General features: G+C 36.3%; 26 protein-coding genes. 24 read left to right on the plus strand and 2 right to left on the minus strand.

Annotated features, from left to right (window positions below):
• Positions 1 to 508: 508 nt before the first annotated feature.
• Positions 509 to 724 (plus strand): hypothetical protein, encoded by a 216-nt coding sequence (locus tag B2W36_RS00785; protein ID WP_293886130.1) that lies wholly within the window; start codon positions 509 to 511, stop codon positions 722 to 724.
• Positions 721 to 1,215: a LytR/AlgR family response regulator transcription factor gene (locus tag B2W36_RS00790; protein WP_293886131.1), complete on the plus strand. Its 495-nt coding sequence runs from the start codon at positions 721 to 723 to the stop codon at positions 1,213 to 1,215. The genes B2W36_RS00785 and B2W36_RS00790 overlap by 4 nt, the downstream gene beginning before the upstream one ends.
• A gap of 1 nt (position 1,216) precedes the next feature.
• Here the strand turns inward: B2W36_RS00790 and B2W36_RS00795 are convergent, their stop codons facing one another.
• On the minus strand, positions 1,217 to 1,540 hold the full coding sequence (locus tag B2W36_RS00795) for a helix-turn-helix domain-containing protein (protein WP_293886132.1): 324 nt from the start codon (positions 1,538 to 1,540) through the stop codon (positions 1,217 to 1,219).
• A 157-nt stretch (positions 1,541 to 1,697) separates the two neighbouring features.
• Here B2W36_RS00795 and B2W36_RS00800 point away from each other — a divergent pair, with 157 nt between their 5' ends.
• On the plus strand, positions 1,698 to 1,835 hold the full coding sequence (locus tag B2W36_RS00800; RefSeq protein WP_293886133.1) for a hypothetical protein: 138 nt from the start codon (positions 1,698 to 1,700) through the stop codon (positions 1,833 to 1,835).
• Here the strand turns inward: B2W36_RS00800 and B2W36_RS00805 are convergent.
• Entirely contained in the window at positions 1,827 to 2,489 is a 663-nt protein-coding gene (locus tag B2W36_RS00805) for a rhomboid family intramembrane serine protease (RefSeq protein WP_293886134.1), read from the minus strand. The two genes, B2W36_RS00800 and B2W36_RS00805, sit on opposite strands and share 9 nt — an antisense overlap.
• Before the next feature lie 197 nt (positions 2,490 to 2,686).
• On the opposite strand from B2W36_RS00805, the gene B2W36_RS00810 reads away from it, so the two are divergent.
• From B2W36_RS00810 to rplL, 21 genes are all read left to right on the plus strand, one after another.
• Positions 2,687 to 2,968 carry an HTH domain-containing protein gene (locus B2W36_RS00810; RefSeq protein WP_293886135.1) on the plus strand — a complete coding sequence of 94 codons (282 nt, stop codon included), beginning with the start codon at positions 2,687 to 2,689 and terminating at the stop codon, positions 2,966 to 2,968.
• A gap of 67 nt (positions 2,969 to 3,035) precedes the next feature.
• A complete protein-coding gene (locus B2W36_RS00815; RefSeq protein ID WP_293886136.1) occupies positions 3,036 to 5,432 on the plus strand; it encodes an outer membrane beta-barrel family protein in 2,397 nt (798 codons plus the stop codon).
• 12 nt (positions 5,433 to 5,444) lie between these two features.
• Positions 5,445 to 6,317, plus strand: a complete 873-nt coding sequence (locus tag B2W36_RS00820; protein ID WP_293886137.1) for a TraB/GumN family protein — start codon at positions 5,445 to 5,447, stop codon at positions 6,315 to 6,317.
• 337 nt (positions 6,318 to 6,654) lie between these two features.
• Positions 6,655 to 7,830 carry a hypothetical protein gene (locus B2W36_RS00825; RefSeq protein ID WP_293886138.1) on the plus strand — a complete coding sequence of 392 codons (1,176 nt, stop codon included), beginning with the start codon at positions 6,655 to 6,657 and terminating at the stop codon, positions 7,828 to 7,830.
• A 22-nt stretch (positions 7,831 to 7,852) separates the two neighbouring features.
• The gene (locus tag B2W36_RS00830; protein WP_293886139.1) at positions 7,853 to 8,965 is read left to right on the plus strand and encodes a hypothetical protein; all 1,113 of its coding nucleotides are present in this window, start codon (positions 7,853 to 7,855) and stop codon (positions 8,963 to 8,965) included.
• 29 nt (positions 8,966 to 8,994) lie between these two features.
• A complete protein-coding gene (locus B2W36_RS00835; protein ID WP_293886140.1) occupies positions 8,995 to 9,375 on the plus strand; it encodes a DUF1573 domain-containing protein in 381 nt (126 codons plus the stop codon).
• Positions 9,376 to 9,454: 79 nt separating this feature from the next.
• The gene (locus tag B2W36_RS00840) at positions 9,455 to 10,555 is read left to right on the plus strand and encodes an HlyD family secretion protein (protein ID WP_293886141.1); all 1,101 of its coding nucleotides are present in this window, start codon (positions 9,455 to 9,457) and stop codon (positions 10,553 to 10,555) included.
• Positions 10,556 to 10,592: 37 nt separating this feature from the next.
• Complete coding sequence (locus B2W36_RS00845) at positions 10,593 to 12,755, plus strand: peptidase domain-containing ABC transporter (RefSeq protein WP_293886142.1); 2,163 nt, start codon at positions 10,593 to 10,595, stop codon at positions 12,753 to 12,755.
• Positions 12,756 to 12,772: 17 nt separating this feature from the next.
• Positions 12,773 to 14,119, plus strand: coding sequence for a TolC family protein (locus B2W36_RS00850; RefSeq protein WP_293886143.1), 1,347 nt, complete (start codon positions 12,773 to 12,775; stop codon positions 14,117 to 14,119).
• A 6-nt stretch (positions 14,120 to 14,125) separates the two neighbouring features.
• Positions 14,126 to 14,443, plus strand: coding sequence for an HTH domain-containing protein (locus tag B2W36_RS00855; protein ID WP_293886144.1), 318 nt, complete (start codon positions 14,126 to 14,128; stop codon positions 14,441 to 14,443).
• Positions 14,444 to 14,564: 121 nt separating this feature from the next.
• Positions 14,565 to 14,729 carry a hypothetical protein gene (locus B2W36_RS00860; protein WP_293886145.1) on the plus strand — a complete coding sequence of 55 codons (165 nt, stop codon included), beginning with the start codon at positions 14,565 to 14,567 and terminating at the stop codon, positions 14,727 to 14,729.
• A gap of 16 nt (positions 14,730 to 14,745) precedes the next feature.
• Entirely contained in the window at positions 14,746 to 14,913 is a 168-nt protein-coding gene (locus B2W36_RS00865) for a hypothetical protein (protein WP_293886146.1), read from the plus strand.
• A 369-nt stretch (positions 14,914 to 15,282) separates the two neighbouring features.
• Positions 15,283 to 15,564: a hypothetical protein gene (locus tag B2W36_RS00870; protein ID WP_293886147.1), complete on the plus strand. Its 282-nt coding sequence runs from the start codon at positions 15,283 to 15,285 to the stop codon at positions 15,562 to 15,564.
• 242 nt (positions 15,565 to 15,806) lie between these two features.
• Positions 15,807 to 15,938: a hypothetical protein gene (locus B2W36_RS00875; protein WP_293886148.1), complete on the plus strand. Its 132-nt coding sequence runs from the start codon at positions 15,807 to 15,809 to the stop codon at positions 15,936 to 15,938.
• An 18-nt stretch (positions 15,939 to 15,956) separates the two neighbouring features.
• The gene (locus B2W36_RS00880; protein ID WP_293886149.1) at positions 15,957 to 16,805 is read left to right on the plus strand and encodes a TraB/GumN family protein; all 849 of its coding nucleotides are present in this window, start codon (positions 15,957 to 15,959) and stop codon (positions 16,803 to 16,805) included.
• A 784-nt stretch (positions 16,806 to 17,589) separates the two neighbouring features.
• Positions 17,590 to 18,696 (plus strand): hypothetical protein, encoded by a 1,107-nt coding sequence (locus tag B2W36_RS00885; protein ID WP_293886150.1) that lies wholly within the window; start codon positions 17,590 to 17,592, stop codon positions 18,694 to 18,696.
• Between the two features lie 299 nt (positions 18,697 to 18,995).
• Entirely contained in the window at positions 18,996 to 20,108 is a 1,113-nt protein-coding gene (locus B2W36_RS00890; protein WP_293886151.1) for a hypothetical protein, read from the plus strand.
• 351 nt (positions 20,109 to 20,459) lie between these two features.
• Complete coding sequence (gene rplK / locus B2W36_RS00895; RefSeq protein WP_070566323.1) at positions 20,460 to 20,903, plus strand: 50S ribosomal protein L11; 444 nt, start codon at positions 20,460 to 20,462, stop codon at positions 20,901 to 20,903.
• Between the two features lie 22 nt (positions 20,904 to 20,925).
• On the plus strand, positions 20,926 to 21,624 hold the full coding sequence (gene rplA / locus B2W36_RS00900) for a 50S ribosomal protein L1 (protein ID WP_046672240.1): 699 nt from the start codon (positions 20,926 to 20,928) through the stop codon (positions 21,622 to 21,624).
• Positions 21,625 to 21,626: 2 nt separating this feature from the next.
• Complete coding sequence (gene rplJ, locus B2W36_RS00905; protein ID WP_209582322.1) at positions 21,627 to 22,145, plus strand: 50S ribosomal protein L10; 519 nt, start codon at positions 21,627 to 21,629, stop codon at positions 22,143 to 22,145.
• A 78-nt stretch (positions 22,146 to 22,223) separates the two neighbouring features.
• Complete coding sequence (gene rplL / locus B2W36_RS00910; RefSeq protein ID WP_002992785.1) at positions 22,224 to 22,601, plus strand: 50S ribosomal protein L7/L12; 378 nt, start codon at positions 22,224 to 22,226, stop codon at positions 22,599 to 22,601.
• The last annotated feature ends 90 nt before the right edge of the window (positions 22,602 to 22,691 follow it).

Below are 22,691 nucleotides of genomic sequence, written 5' to 3' on the forward strand. Positions count from 1 at the left end.
TGTGTATTTGTGCGTATGCTATGAAGATGAAAGTTCATTCAGGCGGGCATTGAGTAGATATCTAAAAAGACAGACTTGACGGAATAGACGTATTCTGAATTTTTACATTGGTGGAAACAGTACTTGAAAAGGATAATGCGGAGACAGAAGACTCCGCTGATGAAATAGAAAAGGGAGGTCCGGATGCGGCTAAATGATATTCGTTTTGGAACCTTCGGCGGAACGCTGGTTTCTATCTGGGCTAGTTTCTCCCTGGGCGATCTTTTTCAGACAATGCTGTCGGCAGTGTTGGGGACTGTGGCCAGCTACGCGGTAGGATGGCTGATCGGGAAGTGCAGGCCGCGGAAGTAGTTCGTTAATTGTTAGTTTATTTGCATAAAGCCATTCTCTTGATTGAGGATGGCTTTTTATGTTGAAATATAACCTCAGGTTGTGGTAGACGTTAGCAATTGTTGCTATTTTTAAGGTCAACAAACCTAAATTATTTTTTATCTATAACCAGTGCCCGATGATGCATCAAGTCAGAACTATTGTTATTGAACATGATCCTCTTTTTAAGAAATATTTGACCGAATTGTTAATGGAAAATGGGCGGTTGAATATAATAGCAACCTTTGATACGGCTGTGAAAGCCCGGGAGTTCGTTCGTCAAAATAAGGTTGATCTGATCTTTTCGGCTATACTAACACCTGACATGGATGGATCTCTTTCCTTAAATCTTTGATTGCCCCTCCTTTTTTTGTCTTTGTAACAGATTATCCTGAATATGCTGCATGTAGTTATGAACTGGATGTGCTGGACTACGTGATAAAATCCATGCTCACTAAAGATCGTTTGTCAAAATGTTTGGATAAAGCAATAAGGGCAGTAGCGGATAAGTGGGATAATGATACTTTACAGTCCATAAAAATCAAAGATGGGTATAGTACACATTTCGTCAAGCCCAAAGATATATTATATGTGCGAGCACAGGGTGACTATATGCAATTGGTGACACTTCATGGTGTATGGTTACTGTTAAAAACAATGCGAGAAATGGAAATTATGTTGCCTAGTAAGAGTTTTTTCCGTATTCATCGTTCCTATATCATCAATATTGAAAAAATAATATCTGTCACTGCAAATTCGGTGACGCTAGAACATGTCAATCATAAAATTCCGATTGGCCCGATATATGCCGAATCTTTTCTGGTACGTATTGCATTTTTGGGATAAACTAGGCTTCATGAATATCGGTATCCTTTTTCTTAAATATCCTTTTTGTTTTTTTCCATGCAATCCTGATATAATTAAAGAGCAGCCCGAATATATTTTCTCCTGTTATATCGCTAGCCAGGGCAGGCGGCAACAATTCATAGATCGTAATGCCAAAATAGTCAGCTATCTTATAAACTTGCTCCACTTTTAGTTTAGTCTCATTTCGTTCAATTTTTGAATACGCCGCCTGTGACATATTCAAAATAAATGCAACAGCTTCCTGTGATATCTTGAGACTTTCTCTTTTCTGCCTGATAATTGTTCCGATTTCTTCTTTTGCCATTTTTCTAATACCAAACTATAGGGAAGCCTAATTTAATAAATATAACTTGAAGTTGTAAGTTTTTCTATGATAAAACCTGAGGTTATATGATATAACCTCAGGTTGTGGTACCTGTACTGCTTTTCAGTGAATTTTGAAAAAATAAAAATCAGATATCATGGAAAAAAAGTTAAAAAAAATTAACGTAAGAGAATTAGATGAAAAAGAAGTGGTGGAAATTGAGGGGGGCTCGGAGAGGAAGGATGAGAAGCAGATTAACTTTTGGGAATGGTTAAAAACAGGTCTTTTAGGTTAAAAAGAAAATTTTGAAAAGCGTTTGAATTTCAAGAAAGGATTGTGGTCGAGTGATTATTGCTAAAAATGATCCGATCAGATAGGCAATAAGATGTAATTTTTTATTGATTTTACTTTTTGGAATTGTTAATAACAAAATTAATAAGAGCAAAACAGCTAGCCAGTACTGAGCACTATTACTAATAAAAGGGATGATGAAACTTTGTGTGGGTTGTAAGGGAAAATATAAAAAACTGAATCCAAATAAGCCAAATGTAAGGTTAGATGCTCCAATAGAAGTGTGGGTGAAATTTTCTTTTTCTTGTAGATATTGAAATAAATTTGGAAGAATAATCATTATGATAAATAGTAGTGGCGTGAATAGTGATGCGATCGTAGTTCCATATTCTTGTTTCAGGTTCCCAAACATATCATATCCTAATCCAAAAATTACAACACAGTTAAATATCAGATGTAGCCAGTTTCTATGGATTAAAGCAGAGGTAAGCAAGGTATGAATACGCTTACCTCTTGCTATTTCGTAGGGATGTAGGATTAATGCATGGAAAAACGGTTTGTGATAAAATCCAATCATGCTGCAGACCAATATAATCGGAACGACGATATAGGAATATGGAGCTTCGGAAAAAGTTGGAAATATATCAAAAAATTTCATCAACGGCCATTAATTGTGCATCCGAAGATAATTAATAAATTTTAAAATACAACCTCAGGTTGTGGTGGATGTAAGATACAATGATCAACTTAGCATTATCAAGGTAGACGTACACAAAAGCTCGGATAGATTCGGTGAAATATTAAATTCAATTAAAACGATGTTATGTATCGGAGGAACCATAAATAAAATTTATTATGCAGCTATTTAAATATATAGATAGAATAAATCTATTGGATAAACTAATTAGACAACGGAGTACAGGCACACCCGCAAAGTTGGCAAAAAGATTGGGTATTTCCGTTTCTAGATTATATGTTATGATTGATGAACTCAAAGGGGAGGGGGCACCAATACTTTATTCTAGGCAACGCTCAACATATTATTACAACTATGAGTTTATGATTTCTATTGCGCTGAAAATAGAAGTTTTAGGGGACGACAAACTCCGCCATATCTCAGGTGGATACTTCTTTTAAAAGTTTTCTGTTCACTACTGTTTTTGTATAGTGAACAAAATTAACTTAGTGTTATTGATTGATGAGAATGAAATACTGTTTATATGAATTGTTATTGTTAATGATTTTTGGGCTTTTAATAAATGATAATATTTCTGCACAACCTAATCAGAAACTGATTGGAAAATTGTTTAATGGAGAGAATTCCATGCCAATTTCTGGAGCGACGATCAATTTTTTTAAGTTAGATGGAGAGAATGTGTACAAAACGTCTTCCAATACTGATGGAATATTTCAAATAAATGATTTAAACTTTGATAATTATATAATTAAGATTTCTTGCTTAGGATATGTTTCCGTTATTGATACAATTTCTTTGAGAAGTATAGCGAATTTTAAAAAAAATGGTCTAAGCTATATTTTGAAACCGGATACTAGATATCTTGAAGTAGTAGATGTTGAAAAACAAATTGATGAGAAATTTATAAACTTCACAAAAGGAAAAATTATACTTAACGTCCAGCAAAGCTCTATTGTTGCTGGAAATTCGGCTTATGATATTTTACTTAGAGCGCCAGGTGTAACTGAACAGAGTGATAAGCTAACTTTTAGAATGAAATCTATAAAAGTACTAATTAATGGTAGATCTTCAAATTTGGTTGGGTCAGAGCTTAATAATTTTTTAGCTGGATTGCCAGCCAGTCAAATAGATAAAGTGGAAATAATTCCTCATCCTTCTGCAAAGTATGATAGTGACGGTGGGGTAGTAATAAATATTGTTTTAAAGAATAATGACAGAAAAGGATTTAATGGATCTGTTAATCTTGCTGTAGGCTCGGGATATCATATTCGTCATAATGAGGGAGGGAATTTTAGTTATGGTAATAAAAAAATCGGAATGTATGGTGCATACGATTATTCTTATAAAAAACAATATGGAAACAGCAATAGTAGTTCTACGTTTAATACTAATTCACACTCTATTTTGCAAGATAATTATGAATTAGGCCATCGTTCTGCGAATAATTTTAGAACTGGTATTGATTATGAAATAACTGATAAGATTAAAACTGGTGCTCAGTTTAGAGGAACATGGAACAGTGGAAAAGTAAGAACTGAGAATACTGCAATTAACCTTTCGGAATCCGTTGAACATAAGGCTTTTACACAGAACTTAGGGGATGCGAAAACTATCAATTCTTATTTTAATGGATATGTAGATCTAAATTTAGATTCTTTGGGTAAAAAATTGACGTTTAATGTTGATGTGTACAATCAGGATAAAAAGTTGAACGAAGATATGTTGGTAAGCGGAGATACATTTAATCATATCAGGGGAATACAGCCCGCTACTGTAAATACACGGTCTATTAGTTTGGATTATACCCATCCGATGGTTTTAGGGAAATTTGAAGTAGGTATTAAAGTTCAGACTTCAGCCACTAAAAATACACCGGTTTGGGAGTTAGAACTTAACGATAGCTGGGTTAGGGATGATGCAAGGACATATGATTTTCTATATAACGAAGATAATTACGCAGCATATCTAAATTGGAATTCTACATTCGACCGTTTGGAATTTAACATTGGGATTAGAGCTGAACAAATGTCAATTAGCAATGATTTGCGTTCAGAAAATATAAAAAATAAACGAAAGTTTAAGTATCTCTTTCCTACTATAAATTTGGAATATGCTATTTCAAATCAAAATGTTTTAAGTTTTAACTATAGAAAGAATCTTGATAAATTTGGTTTCCAGATCGTCAACCCATTTAAAAACTATGTTAATCCTTATTTCACTTCTGTGGGGAATATTAATATTAATCCTCAAGTCAATCACGATATGGAATTGACCTATACTTATAGGCAATCTTTAGTTTTAGGTATCAGCTTTACACGTACTAATGATGTTATATCTCCGGTGTATCTACCTATTGAAAATAGTGGACTTATTTCAACTTATGATAATTTGCCAAATGCAGATCTTTTTTATGGTTTTGCAAACTTTCCTTATCAAATAACAAAATGGTGGGATCTGAATTTCAGTGGTGGATATGGCTTTTATAAATTTAATGCTTTAGATATCTCGGGTATCGCTTCTAATAAGTCATGGTCTTACCTTGCGCAATTGGAAAGTTATCTAGACTTTGGACATTCTTGGAGTTTAGAAATAAGTGCTTTCAGTAGGGGGGCTTATTCATCAGGTATTTACTTGACAAAAGGAATATCTACTGTAAGCGTTGGCCTGAAGAAAGCTATTCTGAAGAATAAGCTGATCATAAGCGCTAATGTTGCAGATATATTTAATTCAAAGATTAATACTCAAACTATGGATTACCGTGGATTAAATATGTATACCAGAAATAAACCAGAAAGTAGATTTTACACTATCGGAGCCATATATAATTTTGGAAGTAAAAAGTTTAGAAAAAAAATGCCGCAAGATGATCGAGTAAAAGATTTTGAAAAAAGAATGTATAATTAAAATCCAAATAACATGTTTAAAAAAAGCTATCTTATGATTTTAGCGTTGTTCAGTCTGTTCTTAAATGCAGAAGCACAAGGAATAAGCTCCAATTCTTTAGTTTGGAAAATTTCTAAAAATGGAAGTCAAGAAAGTTCATATATTGTTTTAACTACTGGAGGAGTGTGCGAGGTGCCACCATCTGTTCTAGACAAGGCTTCTGGCTTACTCGGAAAAGTAAAGACTTATTACACCGAAAGTGCTGTTGGAAATAAGAAATACGACAGCATGAGTGAGCAACTCCTTCTGTTAAAAAAAGATGATAATCCGATCAGAAAACTGCTGCCTGCCAAAGATTATTTAAAATTAAAAAGTAAAATGGCAGAGGGAAATATGGAGGAAAAAGTGTTGAATAGATTAAAGCCATTGGTTATTTATAATCTTTTAATGAAAAAGGCAACACCGAATTGTAATACTCCAAATGTAGTACAAGAAATTTTTAGAAGTTATGCAGATCAATATAGCGTCACAACTAAAGAACTACTCAATATACACGAATCCTTTGATTATTTAGAATCTTTTGGTACAGATTATTATATGAGAGAGATCTTGCAACTACTGAATAATACTTCGGTAATTTCTAGTGAGATTGTTTCAAAAGCTGCTCTTTACCAGAAAGAGGATTTAAAGGGGCTCAAAAGCCTTTATGACAAGAGTGCTTTTCTGAGTTCCAAATTTAAAGATGAATCTATAGCGAAAAATCATATCAGAACTATTTCGGCATTGATCGAGAAAGTGAAAGGCGGTGCATTATTTACGTTGGATATTACCAATGTAGTGGATGGCCGTAACAACATTTTTGATGAATTAAAAGCTAAAGGGTATAGTATTTCTCCTGTACTGTAAATTATTATCTTAAATATAAATAAAGACTTATTCTATGACCAATAGAATGATGGGGAGTCCGAAAACCATATAGAGTAGGATTTAAATCTAAATTAAAAAAAATGAATGTATCAAATCAAGCATTGTTCTTGGAGAAGGTTTCTATGGAACAATTGGAGTCAAGATTGGAATTAGCTGTAGCAAAAAAAGTTTCAGTTGAAGTTGGATACGAGGATGGTTGCGTTAGTATTAGCTGCACAATTGAATGGTAATATAGGCTAAACAATTTTAGGAATCGCAGACCATATTCAATGGTCTGCTTCCATTATGATTCTCCTGCTCAAAAGTAACATTATATATGATCACATATTCCTTACAAGCTGATTTAGAGAAAGGAAAGTATTTGTTGTTAAACAACGGTAGTACATATTCAATTAGCGACGTTCTTTATGAAATATTACTCAGTTATAAAAACAGTGAAACAATAGAAGAGATTTCTGCGGGGTTAATTGCAAAGTATAATGAACTTGCGTATACAAATGAATTCGTAGGGAATGCACTTGCGGTTGTTTTTGAGCAATTGCAGAAAAGCAAAGTTGAAAATAATCTTGATGATTTTCTCCACGCTAAAATAACCCTTATAAAAGAAGGAGCCTTATCTACTTTATATAGAAGAATATCTATATTATTTTTACCTTACTTTTATTATTCATTTATATTGCTTTCGGTTGGACTAACGTTTTATTTCTTCATTAACAATAATCTAATAAATTTTGAAAGCATTGACAAAGCTTTCTTAGCTTATTTAGATTTATGGGATCTTATTCTTTCTTATTTTATATTTATAGTAATAATTTTTGTTCATGAACTAGGCCATGCGGCTGCCACTACTTATTTTGGCCTCAAGCCTAAAGAGATCGGATTTGGACTTTATTTTATATTTCCAGTTTTCTACACAAATGTTAGCGCAATTTGGCAATTAAAAACTTCACAAAGAAATGTGGTGAACCTTGGAGGGATATACTTCCAACTTTTAATAAATAGCATTTTGATCCTATTGTTTATTCATAGCAATACAGCGGGACTATTGTTCAATATAATTTTGGCAAATTCAATTAGTATGGTGTTTTCACTGATACCCTTTTTTCGTTATGATGGATATTGGATTTTGAGCGATAGCTTGGGCATTACGAACTTAACATTTAAGGCTCGAGATAAGGCCGTTAGCTTCTTTAGAAAGCCATCGTCAATATTTTCTATTAACTCGTCTAAAGATGCTTATATAACATTATATTGGTCGGGCAGTATTTTATTCTGGACTTATGTTTATTATTCTGTAATAAGATACACTGTCTTCACTTCTAGAATAGTATATTCTAATTTTCATTCCAAATTTTGGTTATTGGATAGCAAGGATTTGCTTGAGTTTTCAGTGAAAGTAATAGGCCTATTAGTAGCTAGTTTTTTTTTAGTTCGACATGGTATAAATGTAATCAAATATATTAAGAGTATCTATAAGCCAAATTATCGGTAATAAACGCTAATTCAAAAATATTGTGAATATTGATCAATATAAAGACCGAATTTTGGAATTAGGGTCAAAATATACAAGTCTTGATTTTGGACAGAATGAATTATTGAATAGAACGTATTGCTTTGCAAGTGCAAATATTGGCAATTTTATGCCTAAAATTCCATATGAGCAACATCAAAATTTTTTGAGGTCTGTTTTAATGAATCGTGAGAAAAGTATAATAGATGGAAAATACGAAGGAGTTCTCAATGAGGTTGTATACGAAAATCTTAATGAACAAGTTTGGGCGATTTTAAATAAAAAGCCTTCAGTTATATGCACTTTCCACTTCGGGTCAATGCAAATAATAAATCATTTTTTTGCTTTTCATAAAATTGATTATGCTTTTATAGCGTCAAAAAAAATGTTAGACGATCATTTGGGAGACTTTCTTGAAATGGCCGAAGTACAAAGTAAGGTTTATGGTAATATTGAAATTGATTTCATTGAAGCGGATGAATATAATACAGTCTTCAAGATGCTCAAAGCACTTAAGCAAGGGAAGCATTTGTTGATATATATTGATGGGAATATGGGTACAGGTTATAATACTGGAAATCTAAATCTATCTGGAATTCAATTCTTGTCGAAGACATTATATGTTCGAAATGGAGCTGCTACAATTGCTTTTTTGGCAAAAGTACCATTACTGGCTGTTATTGGCTATAGAAATTATAAGGGCGAAAATACACTAAGATTTTTTAACCCTATCTTTCCAGCTGGAAACGAGGATAAGGCACGATTTATTGCGGATACAATGCAGCGTCTTTACGATAATTTAAGCTCTTTATTACAGCTTTTTCCTGACCAGTGGGAATGTTGGATTTATTTACATTCCTTTATTAAATCAGATGATTTCTCCTATATCAATATGGATGTTCAAAATCGTGTCGGCCAGTGTTATCAATTTAATAAAATTGATTTTGGGCTTTGGAAAATCAATGACCAGGGGTATCTTTTTTGTAAAAGAGATTATACAACTTATTTGGTTCAAAGTAACTATTACGAATATTTAAAAGGCACCTATAATAGAAAAGTAATTAGAGAAGAAATTGACGAAGAATTAATTACCCTTGGCGTTTTTGTCTTGGCATGATTATTTGTAAAATAAAAAAATCCATTTATATGAAAAAGATAATTTTAACCTTTACTGTGTTGATTGCAAATTTCTTAATTGTTGCTTCTCAAAGTCATGCATCGTCCGCATTGAAATTTGAAGAGACTATATTCGATTTTAAACAAATAGCCCGCAGGATCCCAGTCAAACATAGTTTCAGATTTAAGAATATTAGTCAAAAGCCTGCAATTATTAGGGATGTCAGAACGACTTGTGGATGTACTGTAGCTAATTTTAACAGAAAACCAATACTGCCAAATCAAATGGGAGAAATTGAGGTTACATATGATGCAAAAGAAATATTACCATTTAATAAGACGATTATGGTGTTATTATCTACTGAAAAAGCTCCTATCCTATTAAGGATAACAGGGCAGGTTTTGAAATAGAATATTTTTAAAATACAACCTCAGGTTGTGGTGGGTGTTCGGGCTATTGATCAATTTTGTATCGTTGATCAAAACCAAGATGAAAAGAACAAATATTATATACTTGTTGCTGATACTGGCTGTTATAACTGCGGTAATATTATTGCCGATTATCAAGGTGCCGATCTCAATTTCGGCACAGGGGGTCATTAGACCCAAGATGGAGGATGCAAAAATACTCTCTTTGGTCAGTGGTCGCATCATTGACAATCGTATCGTGGGCAACAATCAGCAGATAAAGGAAGGGGATACTTTACTGATTGTCGTCTCTGAAGATCTGGAAAATAAGCTGTCCTTAAATAAGGATTTGATGGCAGACTATTCACGACAGATTGCCGACCTGAAACTCATTCTCAGGGGAGATGCAAAAAACGTGCAAGGCGGACAATACCAGTTGGAATATCTATCGATGGCGCAACGGATGTCTGAAATCCAGTCGCAACTTACATTAGCACGCCGCGAACTGGAGCGTAATAATAAACTATATAGCCAGGGAGTGGTGTCTCAAGCTGAGCTCGATAAGACTAAGTATTCCTTTGAACAACTGGAAAATCAGTTTCTAACAATACGCAAACAACAGATGGCGCAATGGAGTGCTAAGCTGGTCGAATTGCAACAAAAGGCGCAATCGCTGTCATCTGAGAAAAAGTCTATCTTGATTGATGGTCAAAACTATATTGTTCGGGCACCTATCACAGGGACCGTGGTCAATTTTAAAGGGTATCAAAAAGGAGGACAGCTGGTGCAGGGGCAGGATATTCTGGAAATCTCACCAGAGGATCAGCTTATAGCTGAATGTATGGTGCCTGCCAAATCCATCGGTTACATCAAAAACGGTCAATCGGTCAAGTTTCAGATGGATACGTATAATTATAATCAATGGGGATTTCTGTCAGGTACAGTGCATGATACCGACTACAATTTGGTGACGGATCAGCAGCAGGGATCTTTTTTTAGGGTCAGGTGCCGCATGGATCAAAATTTCCTGAGTCTCCCGAGTGGAAACAAGGTCTTTGTAGGAAAGGGGAATACATTCAATGCCCGATTTTACCTGTTGGACCGTACCTTATGGCAGCTCTTGTTTGATCGGGCCGACGACCTGCTCAATCCAAACCTTGGCGCTAAAACGAGCGCATTATAAGAACTTCTCTATTATCTGACAATAATAATTTGTACGAATGAAAAAATCACCTGTTTGCATCAAACAGCACGATATCCGTGACTGTGGAGCGGCTTGTCTGGCTTCTATTGCAGGCTATTATGGTACGCATATTCCCATCGCCAAGATCAGACAGTATTGCCATACCGACACGCGTGGTACCAATGTATTGGGGATGGTTCAAGGACTGCAACAGATGGGTTTTAATGCCAAAGGTGTCAAGGGCGCAATGGATGCTATTCCGCAGATCCCGCTTCCGGCAATTGCTCATGTGGTGCTTAAAGAGCAGCTCCAGCATTATGTGGTGATCTATCAGGTTGAAAAAGATAAAATTACGGTGATGGATCCTGGCTTGGGAAAAGTGGAGAAATATACCTTTGAGGCCTTTCAGAAGATCTGGACTGGGGTACTGATCTTAATGGAGCCCAATGAATACTTTGAGCAGAAAAATGAGAAGACGGCTGTTTTCAAGCGATTTTGGAATCTGATTCGGCCGCATCGCTCGGTGATCGTTCAGGCACTGGTGGGTGCTGCAGTGTATACGCTGCTGGGGCTTTCAACATCGTTTTACATTGAGAAAATTACCGATTATGTACTGGTCGATGGCAATGTGCGTTTATTGAACCTGCTCTCTATCGGCATGTTGGTTATTTTGGTTTTCCAGTTGCTCATTGGTACATTGAAGAGTGTCATGGTCTTGCAGACGGGACAAAGGATCGATAAATATCTGATTTTAGGTTACTATAAGCACTTGCTGAGCCTTCCGCAACGCTTCTTCGATACAATGAAAGTAGGCGAGATTATATCGCGGGTCAATGATGCCGTCAAAATTCGTGCTTTTATCAACGATGTGGCCATACAGGCGGTCGTCAATGTGCTGATCGTGGTCTTTTCCTTTGCGCTTATGTTTACTTATTTCTGGAAACTGGCTTTGATCATGCTGCTTGTTATCCCTTTTTATCTGGGGGTCTATTGGCTTTCCAATAAACTAAATAAAAAAGTGGAGCGTCGGATGATGGAAGAGGGGGCCGAACTGGAGTCTCATCTGGTCGAATCGTTGAATTCGGTTAAGACCATCAAGCAGTTTGGCATTGAAACTTATTTTAATAGCGTTACAGACAACCGGTTTTCGCATTTATTGAAAACCATCTATGCCTCGGTGATGAATGGCTTGTTTTCCAGTACCTCTGGTGAATTGTTGTCGCGGTTATTTACCATTATCCTCTTATGGGCTGGTTCATACTATGTGATCGAACGCACAATCACGCCGGGAGAACTACTCTCATTTTACGCTTTGATTGGCTATTTTACCGGGCCTGTGACACAATTGATCGGCATGAACAAGACACTGCAAAATGCATTGATCGCTGCAGATCGCCTGTTTGAAATTATGGATCTGGAGCGTGAGGAATCCGAAGAAAAATTACACCTTACCTCGGATTTGGTTGGGGATATCGTCTTTGATAATGTCCGTTTTTCCTATGGATCGCGGGTGGAGGTATTCCGCAATTTTAGCTGCCGAATAGAGCAGGGGAAAATGACAGCTGTAATCGGGGAGAGCGGCAGCGGGAAGACAACCTTGGGAGCGCTTATTCAGCAACTGTATCCGCTACAGGAAGGAAAGATTTCTATTGGGCAATATGACCTAAATTATATCTCAAAGAGTTCGCTTCGGGAACGTATCGCCATAGTGCCCCAGCAGATCGATCTATTTTCAGGTAACATCGTTAGCAATATTGCCGTCGGGGAGGATATTCCCAATTTTCAGCGGCTATTGCAGGTGGTCAATGAATTGGACATGATGTCTTTTATTGAAAAGTTTCCTGCTGGTTTTGAGACACAGCTGGGTGAAAATGGATCCATGCTGTCGGGCGGACAGCGGCAGCGCATTGCCATAGCACGTGCGCTATATCGGGATCCGGATATTCTGATTTTAGACGAAGCGACTTCGGCCTTGGATACTTCAACGGAACTGGTGATCCAGCGGGCTTTTCGCCGCTTTAAAGATTCCGGTAAAACCATGATCGTGATTGCCCATCGATTGAGTACCATTGCGGAAGCTGATACGATCCTTGTTCTCAAAGATGGGGTGCTTATCGAACAAGGCGAACATGGACAGCTATTGGCTCAAGAGTCTGCTTATAAGGATATGTGGAAAAAGCAATCGATCGTGTTAAACTAACTGTTGTTTTTTATTCAATGATGAAAAATTATCAAAGATGTAGGATAAAGTGCTGGTTTATTTATTTAGCGGTACTGTTATCTACGAATGTACTGGCGCAACGAGCCTGGACTTTACGGGATTGTATTGATTATGCCGTGGCTCATCATCTGCCGATAAAACAGCAGGACATCAAGGCTGAAATAAAACTGCTCGATCAGGAAATGGCATTGCGGGAACGCTTGCCAAATGTCAATGGCTACGCAAATGGCTATACCACTTTTGGATCATCACAGGATGTGTTCGGTACGATTCGGCGCAATGATAACCTGAATAGCAACATGGGGATCAATGCGGAACTGACCCTATACCAATATAACTATTTTCGAAACCAAGCCAAGAAAGCGGCTTCTGAAGCGGAACAGGAACGTATAGAAAAGGAGATATTGAAAAGAAATCTTACCGTTCAGCTGATGGAAGCCTATCTGCAGACTTTGCTGGCTCAGGCACTATTGGTCTCACAGGATTCGGCCATGCAGTTTTCACAGCAGTTACTGGATAAAGCCGAGAAAAGTACGGCGGTGGGAGCAACAGCTGTGTCGGTAGTTGCAGAAGCAAAAGCCAATCTGGCACGGGAAAAGCAGCAATATCAGCAATATCACAAAGATAGGCAACAGTCCTTGCTCAAATTGGCTCAATTGATGAACCATCCAGACTATGGAGCCCTAGAACTGGCTGTCCCATTGGCAGAGAATGATCGTCTGCAAGAGTATGCTTTTTCGAACCTATCGGGTCTACGAGAAGATGCGTATGTGCATAATCCGGTATTTGCTAAGCTCCGAAATCAAGAGGTTGAACTTGAGCTTGAATCCAAGTTGGTTAAAGCAGCGTTATTTCCGACGGTAAAGGGATCTGCCGGTTTAGGGAGTACCTACTTCAATGCGTTTAAAGCAGATGAAACACGATCCTTCTTTGTGCAGAGTAAAGACAATTTTGCCCAGCAACTCGCTGTGAAGGTTTCGGTACCGATATTTAACAAAGGGAAAACAAAACGCCAGTTGAAGCAGATCGACTTGAATCGGCAGCATATAGAATTGGCGGCTGACAATGAAAAGTTTGCTCAACAGCAGATCTTAGATAAGCTATTGCTTGAACTCGAGGAGAATAAAAAACAATATGGTATCGCGGTAGAAGCGAGCAGGGCAACAGCGCAATCTCTGGATTACACCTTGCGCAGTTTTGAAGCGGGCAAGGTATCCATCTATGACGTCAATACCAGTAAAAGTAATTTGATTAAAGCGGAGTCAGAAACTATCCGTAGCAAATATAACGTGGTGTTCAATAAGGTGATGCTGCACTACCAAATTTACGGGACAATAAACTAAAATCATATGAAGCTTTTTCAATATATAGACCGGATTAATTTGTTGGACAAGTTGATCCGTCAGAGAAGGACGGGGACACCTACTGAATTAGCAAGGCGGCTGGGAATATCTGTTTCTCGATTGTATGCCATGATGGATGAGCTTAAAGGGCGAGGTGTGCCAATAGAATATTCTCGGCAGGACTATACGTATTATTATACTTATCAGTTTATGATTTCAATTTCGTTGAAGATGGAAGTGTTGGAGGATGATAAACTCCGCAATATATCGGGTGGTCAGAAATTTTTTTCAACTATTTTTTTCACTACTGTTTTTGTGGAGTGAGCAAATGTAATTTAGTAATGTTGATCAACAAAGCAGGAATCCGAAAAGGCTTATAGATAGAGTAGGAATTAATTTTTTATAAATCGAAAAAAAATGAATACATTAGATTTAAAACGTTTCGGTGTTCAGGAAATGGGTGCGAAAGAGATGGAAGTTATTGATGGGGATGGAAGTTATTGATGGGGGAGGCTTTCCTTTCTGGATGATCGGAGTTGGAATCTATTTATACGATAATCGTGATTCTTTTGTCGCAGGGATGAAGGATGCAGTAAATGCAATTCTATAATATTATAATTTTTGAGATGAAAAGTTTAAACTTAACTGAAATTACTCATTTGGAGTCAATAGAAATTAATGGTGGTAAAGCTGGGGATGCTGCATATCTTGCAGGATATGCAAGTGTCTTTATGACAATTGGTGTGTTGTCTCCCGGACTTCTTGGGATTGCTATTGCAAGAGCTATTATGTAAAGAGTAAAGCCTTAGTGAGAATCTAAGGCATTTTTTATAATTAAATTTACAAGTTATGTTACAAATAAAAAACTGGAAAATTTTTAACGGTAGAATTGATTTTATCTTTTTTTGTTTGCTAGTGCTTATGTTCATTGTTGATTATAGGAATGAGTTTGTAGCAGGAATAAAGGATGCTATCTCGTTTTTGTTAAAATAAAGTTCTTAATTTTGATGTAGTTTTGGCTGTGTATTCCTATAGATTGTACTCAGAAGATACTTGTTTTACAGCGCTTATCTTAAGGAAAATCATAGAAGTTGTATAGTTGAATGTGCATAACTAAATCTGTTTTGGGTTTTAGGTTTTTTAGGCTCAACAAAGAGATATAGATGCTCAATCCATATGCTAATTGCAAAGAACCGTTACGGGTAATACCTTATATTTTAGGTGTAGTTATGCATTTTTTTCTTGTTGGCTTTTTACCTGCGATTTATTCAATTTTTACTGGAAATCTGCGACTTTTATTTTTTGCATTTTTTTTGTCTTGTGCGGCAGTCGGAGATTTCATAATTTTAATCTATAAAGAGAATAAAGGTAACCTAGTACTCGATCACCCTACTGAGGGAGGTAGTTTTATTTTGAAAAAGGTTACTAAACCAGCGGATTTGTGATTACAAACCGATATTTGATCTGAAAGTTTAACCTATATACTGGTGTGATAAATTTTTAACTTCCTAATTGTTACTTTAGCCTCAGCATTGTAATAAGAGACTCTCGGTTTTCTTTATTACTTATGTAATAAGCTGTTTTGTCGCTCTTTTTTTCATAGAAAGTTTATTGAAAACAACTACAGGTTGTGGTATAGATATATCCTAATGTTTATTTTTGGGACAGTAACTAAATCTAAATATTCATGGAAACTAAAACTATTTTAAAATTTGTAGTAATAATAGCTATTTTGGCATTTTGTGTCTATCTGCTATCTAATGTCGGCGAATTTATTCAAGGATTTGAAGATGGTTTTAATGCGGCCAGAAATAAATAAAGCCTTAAATTTAAACGGATGAAAAAACATTTTATTCTTCTATTTCTCTTTTTTATAATCACTTTTAGTGGTTTTGCGCAAGGTAATTCCATGTTATGGAAAATTTCAGGAAATGGTCTGAAACAAGATTCGTATCTGTTTGGTACGATCCACATGTTGTGTCCTGACGATTTTGAGATCAAACAAAAATGCCTGGATGCCCTTAATTCGAGTCAGAAAGTCGTATTTGAAGTGGATCTTTCGAAACCTGAAAATATGGAGGTCCTACAGGCATTTGCTGTACCTGACCCTAGTTTCATTAAAAACTTTACCGATAGTGAAGTGCGTAAAATGGACAGCGTCTTGTTGGCACAGCAGCTTTCAATTAAATTATTGGATCATGTTTCACCGGTAACAATGGCTTCCTTATTTTCAATGAGAGGCTTTAATTGCCCTGATCCAACAAAGTTGAAATCATATGAAATTGAGCTATCGGCTCTGGCCTCCGCTCAGGGTAAAACAATTGGCGAACTTGAAACAGCTGATTATCAATTCGGGTTATTGAAAGACTTGATTACGCCAAAGTTATTTATGGACTGGGTATTACAGTTGGATAAATATCCCGCTCTAACGGCCAAAATGGTCAATGCCTATAAAAATGAAAACCTCAAAGAATTAACTGCATTGATTGAGGATCCTACATGGATGTCTGTCGAACAGAAAGAAAAGCTCTTGACAGGGCGGAATATAAACTGGACAACGATTATTCCGGATTTGATCAAAGATCAGGGTTGCTTTATTGCTGTGGGAGCTGGACACCTGTCTGGTGAAAAGGGCTTGATCTCATTGCTTAGAGAAATGGGGTATAGCCTGACGGCAATTGATTAGGATTAATGTGATTCTAGTTATATTTATTTTGAAGTATGTTAACTATGGGTAAAATAAAGGCGATTGGATATTCGTATCTTCTATTTATCGGAATTGGACTTGTGCTGACGATGATTATTAGATCTATTGATACATTTCTAGTTGTCGATTATTATAAGATCCCGAGCCTATTAAATCATGATGCACTAAAGTCTATTAGGGCATTGACCAATAATAGCCTCTGTATAGTGTTTTTAGCTGCTTTTTTGTTCCAACAGTTGAAGAAACAATGTTTCGCCTTTGGCTGTCTTTTGACCCAAGGCATATTGCAATATCTTTTTCTGCAATTTTAACCTATTTGATTTTCGGCCTAAAGGATTTATTTAACGTAAACTTGAATGCTTTAGCGATCATCTTATCTTTTATAGTTATCAGCCTAGTCATTTTTCGTGTTCTGAGAGATAAGCATACGGAACAGTACCTTGGTAGATTTATCTCCATTAGAGTCGTAGGGTCAATAAGCGCTATTTCATTTGGGCTTGTACATATTACAAACTTTGCGCCTATTAATATGAATATTTGGTTTCTCTATCCAATATACGTGCTTCCTCAGGTAGTTTTAGGGTACTTAATAGTTTTTCTAAGGTTAAAACATGGCTTTATCTATGGATTGAGCTTACATATATTGGTGAACTTTATAGCTGTTCTCATGAAATTATAGGCATAAAAATAATAAGTTGCGCTGCACAGCATGACCAATATCGCTATTTTTAAATAGATGGGATTAAGGAGTACGTTAACATATATGAAACTAAAATTTACATTTATTCTGATCTGTTTGTTTGCCGGACTACTATGCAAGGCTCAGATACAGTTTGTTGGCGCTCAGAATAAGTTGCCAATTCCTTCATTAAATATTTACAATGAAAAGGGGGCATTGATCGGATTTACAGATAAAACTGGTGTAACTCAGTTTCTCGATAACGGAGTAAAGAAGCAAAAACTACCATTAGCAATTACGGTACAACATATCTCATATGAAACCAAAACCTTTTCATTAGTATCGCTGGATGATAAACAACTATATTTTTTGGAGCCAAGAGCTCAAGTCTTAAAAGAGGTCACTGTTAATGCAAAGCCAAAAGAAGTCGTGGTATTGAAAGGATATTTCCGTTCTTTAGAAACTTTCAATCATCAACATAAGTATTTTGCGGACGGAATAGTAGAGTTTTTCATTCCATTGAAGAAGGGTAAACCTAAATACAGGTTGGTTGATTATCGTGTGTTTATAGATTCGACTGTCACTAAGGATTATAATGCAAAAATGGGATCTTTCTTCCAGATTCCTAGGATTACGGAAATATATAGTAGGAAATTAGCGGATCGATTGAATGATCTCGTTAAGGAAAACGATAGGTCGGACCGTATTCGCTTGTTGAAAAAAGGGAATGAGGTAGGATACCTGACGACAGATGCTGATCGAAGTAATGTTCAATTGTATTTGGATAAGGTGTTGCCAGATACTGTAGTGAATGAAAAACTTTTTAGTCTCGAGGCGAAGACGTTTTACGAGGTTACAATCGAAAATTATAATGCAACCGAATTAAACAGCATTACGCCTTTCAATTTAACAGCTCTTTACCAAAATATTGTTGCGTCTCTGAAACGAAAAAAGGAATATGGTCACATCCCTTGTGAGGTACTTAATGAATTTTATGTCATGGAAAATTGGTATATCACGGAGGAGGAATATAAATCCAATCAAAAGGGTTTGGCGAAGAGTATTTATACAACGCTTCCAAAAAGTAATTATAAGACACGATTTTGGGAAAAGTTGGAAGATTATCATATTCCGGTGATCAACGACGGCTTAGGAAAACAACTTGGTGAAAACCTCCAATTGATTAATTGATCGTTAGTGGGAATTTGTCGCTAGATAACCACAGGTTGTGGTACAACTACATCATAATGTCTATTTTTGGGACAGGAATTAAATCTAAATAATTATGAAAATTAAGAAACTTTTAAAATTTATAGCAGCAGTAGCGTTGCTCGCTTTCATCGTTTACGTCGTTACGAATAGTAGTGCTTTTATTGAGGCATTTAATGAGGGGTATAATAGGACTAGAAATAAATAAGTGGAATTATAGAAGACTATCGGATGCTGTTAATCCCTGTTTAATTAATAAAAGACAAATTAAAAGGACTGAAATGAAATATGAAATAAGGATAGGATTTATTATCGGAATATTAACGATGATTTCGATCTTGACGAATGCACAAATTAAAGTCATTGATAGCCTAACGCAGGAATCTATAAGTGGTGTCAATCTGTATGCGGATAACGGTAGCTTACTTGGTGCAACAAATATAGTTGGAGAAGTTATGTTGGATTCGTTGAAGCAGGAAAAGACCGTTAATCTAACTTTTCAGCATGTTGCCTTTAGTAGTTTGACGGTACCTTTTTCGGAAGTAAAGACCGTAGGCAAGATCAAAATGGTTCCCCGATCAATTAAGATTGATGAAGTGGCAATAGGCGATCGGAGCAAGGCTGACTATGTTGTTTTAAAAGGGTATTTTCGGAACCTTGCTTTATTGAATAATAAGATGGGATATTTTGTCGATGGCATAGTAACTTATTATATTCCACTAAAGAATAAGAAGGAAAAAGTCCGATTTATTTTGAAGGAATACCGGATTTTTGAGAATAAAGGTGCTACGCAGGACCTCGCAGAAAAGATGGGAACTTTTTTTTCCTATAATCCGAGCCTGATCAATTTAAAAAGTACTTCGATCGCCTATCAGTTGCCGAAAGGATTTCGGTTGGAGGAGGATAAAGGTCGGCGGTTTATAAAACAGGGGAGTACAAACATGGGTTTTGTACAAGTTTCCAACGAGGGAAAAGGGCTGGTATATCTTAATCGGGTAGTGCCGGGGACTGTAATAGACCAAAGGATATTTAAAATACAGGCACGGCAGCATAGTGGCGTAACGATAGAAACGTATGCTCATGTTAAGTCGGGTAATTTAGCAATGGATCATTTGGTCAGTGTAGTCAGGTCAGCTGTTACCAGTGTTAAAAAAAAGAACCAAACTGAATATATGCCAATAGAGACATATGATGAATTTTATGTCCTTGAAAAGGAGTATATCTCCACAGATCAATATACTGAATACAAAAAGCAATTTGCGAAAAGTATATTTCTGAAAGGAAGTAGTAATTATCAGAGCGCCTATTGGAATGATCTCGATAGGTATGGGATTTCCGCTTTGCCTAAAGGGGTTAAAGATCGATTGGGAAATACTTTAAAAATTAAAGAGTAGTTCTATTGGGTGTTACCGTCGAATTGTCAAAATTGAAACCTAACCTGATGAAATATATACTATATCCTTTTGTTGCTATGGTTTTTGTTATTGTATGGTAAATAATTTTGAGATTTTTATTTTGGGGAGGATGAAAACGTCCGTGATATATTTAATGAAAAAACGAATAGATGCCAGCTTTAAAAAAAAAGGTATAAATTCCTGAAAAATTAAAAGTTAGATACTTGCAGGAGTCAAATCTTCTTATTAACTTTGCACCTCGGTTGGGGTGTTACGTCCTGGCCGATGAATGTTACGTTATTTGCTTCCAACTTACTAACAGACATTTAACAAAATTAAATTCAAAACAAAATGGCAAAAGAAGTCAGTGCGTTAGTAAAATTACAAGTTAAGGGCGGAGCTGCGAATCCTTCACCTCCAGTAGGACCTGCATTGGGTGCTAAAGGTGTGAATATCATGGATTTCTGTAAGCAGTTTAACGCTCGTACGCAAGACAAACCAGGTCAAGTATTGCCTGTTGTCATTACAGTTTATGCTGATAAATCATTTGATTTTATCATCAAGACTCCACCGGTAGCGGTTCAGTTGAAAGACGCTGCTAAATTAAAAAGTGGATCTGGCGAGCCTAACCGTAAAAAAGTTGCGGCTATCACTTGGGAACAAGTTGAGACAATCGCTAAAGATAAAATGCCTGATTTAAATGCATTTACTGTAGAGGCTGCTATGAAAATGGTAGCTGGTACAGCACGTAGTATGGGTATTACCGTATCAGGTAATGCTCCTTGGAACAATTAATTAAGAAATCAATTTAAGAAAAGTGGCTAGATTAACAAAAAATCAAAAAGCGGCACTATCCAAAATTGAAGCTGGTAAAGCATACTCTTTGAAAGAAGCTTCGGCTTTAGTTAAAGAAATCTCATTGACCAAATTTGATGCTTCTGTGGATATCGACGTTCGTTTGGGCGTAGATCCTCGTAAAGCAAATCAAATGGTTCGTGGTATTGCGACATTACCTCACGGTACTGGTAAAACTGTTCGTGTTTTAGTTTTATGTACTCCTGATAAGGAAGAAGAAGCTAAAGCGGCAGGTGCAGACTACGTAGGTTTAGATGATTACATCAGCAAAATTGAAGGTGGTTGGACTGACGTTGATATCATTATTACTATGCCTAGTGTTATGGCTAAAGTTGGTAAATTGGGTCGTATTTTAGGTCCAAGAAACTTGATGCCTAACCCTAAAACTGGTACGGTTACAACAGAAGTTGGTAAAGCTGTAACAGATGTAAAAGGTGGTAAGATCGATTTCAAAGTTGACAAAACCGGTATCATCCATACTTCTATTGGTAAAGCGTCGTTCGATGCAGATAAGATATATGATAACGCACTAGAGGTATTACAAACTCTAGCTCGTTTGAAACCATCTGCAGCTAAAGGAACTTACTTTAAAAGTATTCACATTTCCTCAACTATGAGTCCTGGTATTCATATTGAGACTAAATCAGTAGCAGGTATTTAATCATGAGAAAAGAAGAAAAACAAGAAATTGTTCAAGCTTTGGCCGAACAGATTAAATCTTACGGTAACTTCTATATTGCCGATACTGCTGAGTTGTCCGTTGAAAAAGTGAATAACATTCGTCGTAAATGTTTTGAACAAGGCATCGAGATTAAAGCTGTGAAAAACACTTTAATCAAGAAAGCATTAATCGAAGCTGGTGTTGATGAAGAAGATATTTTTGGAACGCTTAAAGGTGCGTCTACAATGATGTTTTCAGAAGTCGCTAATGCGCCTGCGAAATTAATCAAAGAATTGCGTAAAACTAATGAAAAACCGTTATTAAAAGCGGCTTTCATTGAAGCAACAGCATTCGTTGGAGATAATCAATTAACTGCATTAGTTAATCTTAAATCTAAAAACGAGCTTATTGCGGACGTTATCGCAGCCTTGGAATCTCCTGCGAAAAATGTTATTTCAGCTCTTCAATCAGGAGGAAATACGGTTGCAGGTTTAGTAAAAGCTTTAGAAGAAAGAGGTTAACGAGTCCTCTAGAACAGAAACATTCGTTACAATTTAATTAACAATTTTTATAAAGTACATTCAAAAATTCAAAATAAAATGGCAGATTTAAAACAACTTGCTGAACAGTTAGTTAACTTAACAGTAAAAGAAGTTAAAGAATTAGCTGATATCTTAAAAGACGAGTATGGCATCGAGCCTGCTGCTGCTGCTGTTGCTGTAGCTGCTGCTCCAGCTGAAGGTGGTGCTGCTGCTGCGGAAGAGAAAACTTCATTTGACGTTATCTTGAAAGAAGCTGGTGGTCAAAAATTAGCTGTAGTTAAATTGGTTAAAGATTTAGCTGGATTAGGCTTGAAAGAAGCTAAAGATTTAGTTGACGGAGCACCTAAAGAATTAAAAGCTGGTGTATCTAAAGACGAAGCAGAAGCTTTGAAAAAACAATTAGAAGAAGCTGGTGCTGTTGTTGAGATTAAATAATCTCAACTAATTAGCCCGAAAAGGTTTAGACTCTGACGATTTTTCGTCAGAGTCTATTCCTATTTATATCAATACGCCACTATGCTGTGT

The organism is Sphingobacterium sp. UBA3549, assembly GCF_002376635.1.
Classification (GTDB): Bacteria; Bacteroidota; Bacteroidia; order Sphingobacteriales; family Sphingobacteriaceae; genus Sphingobacterium.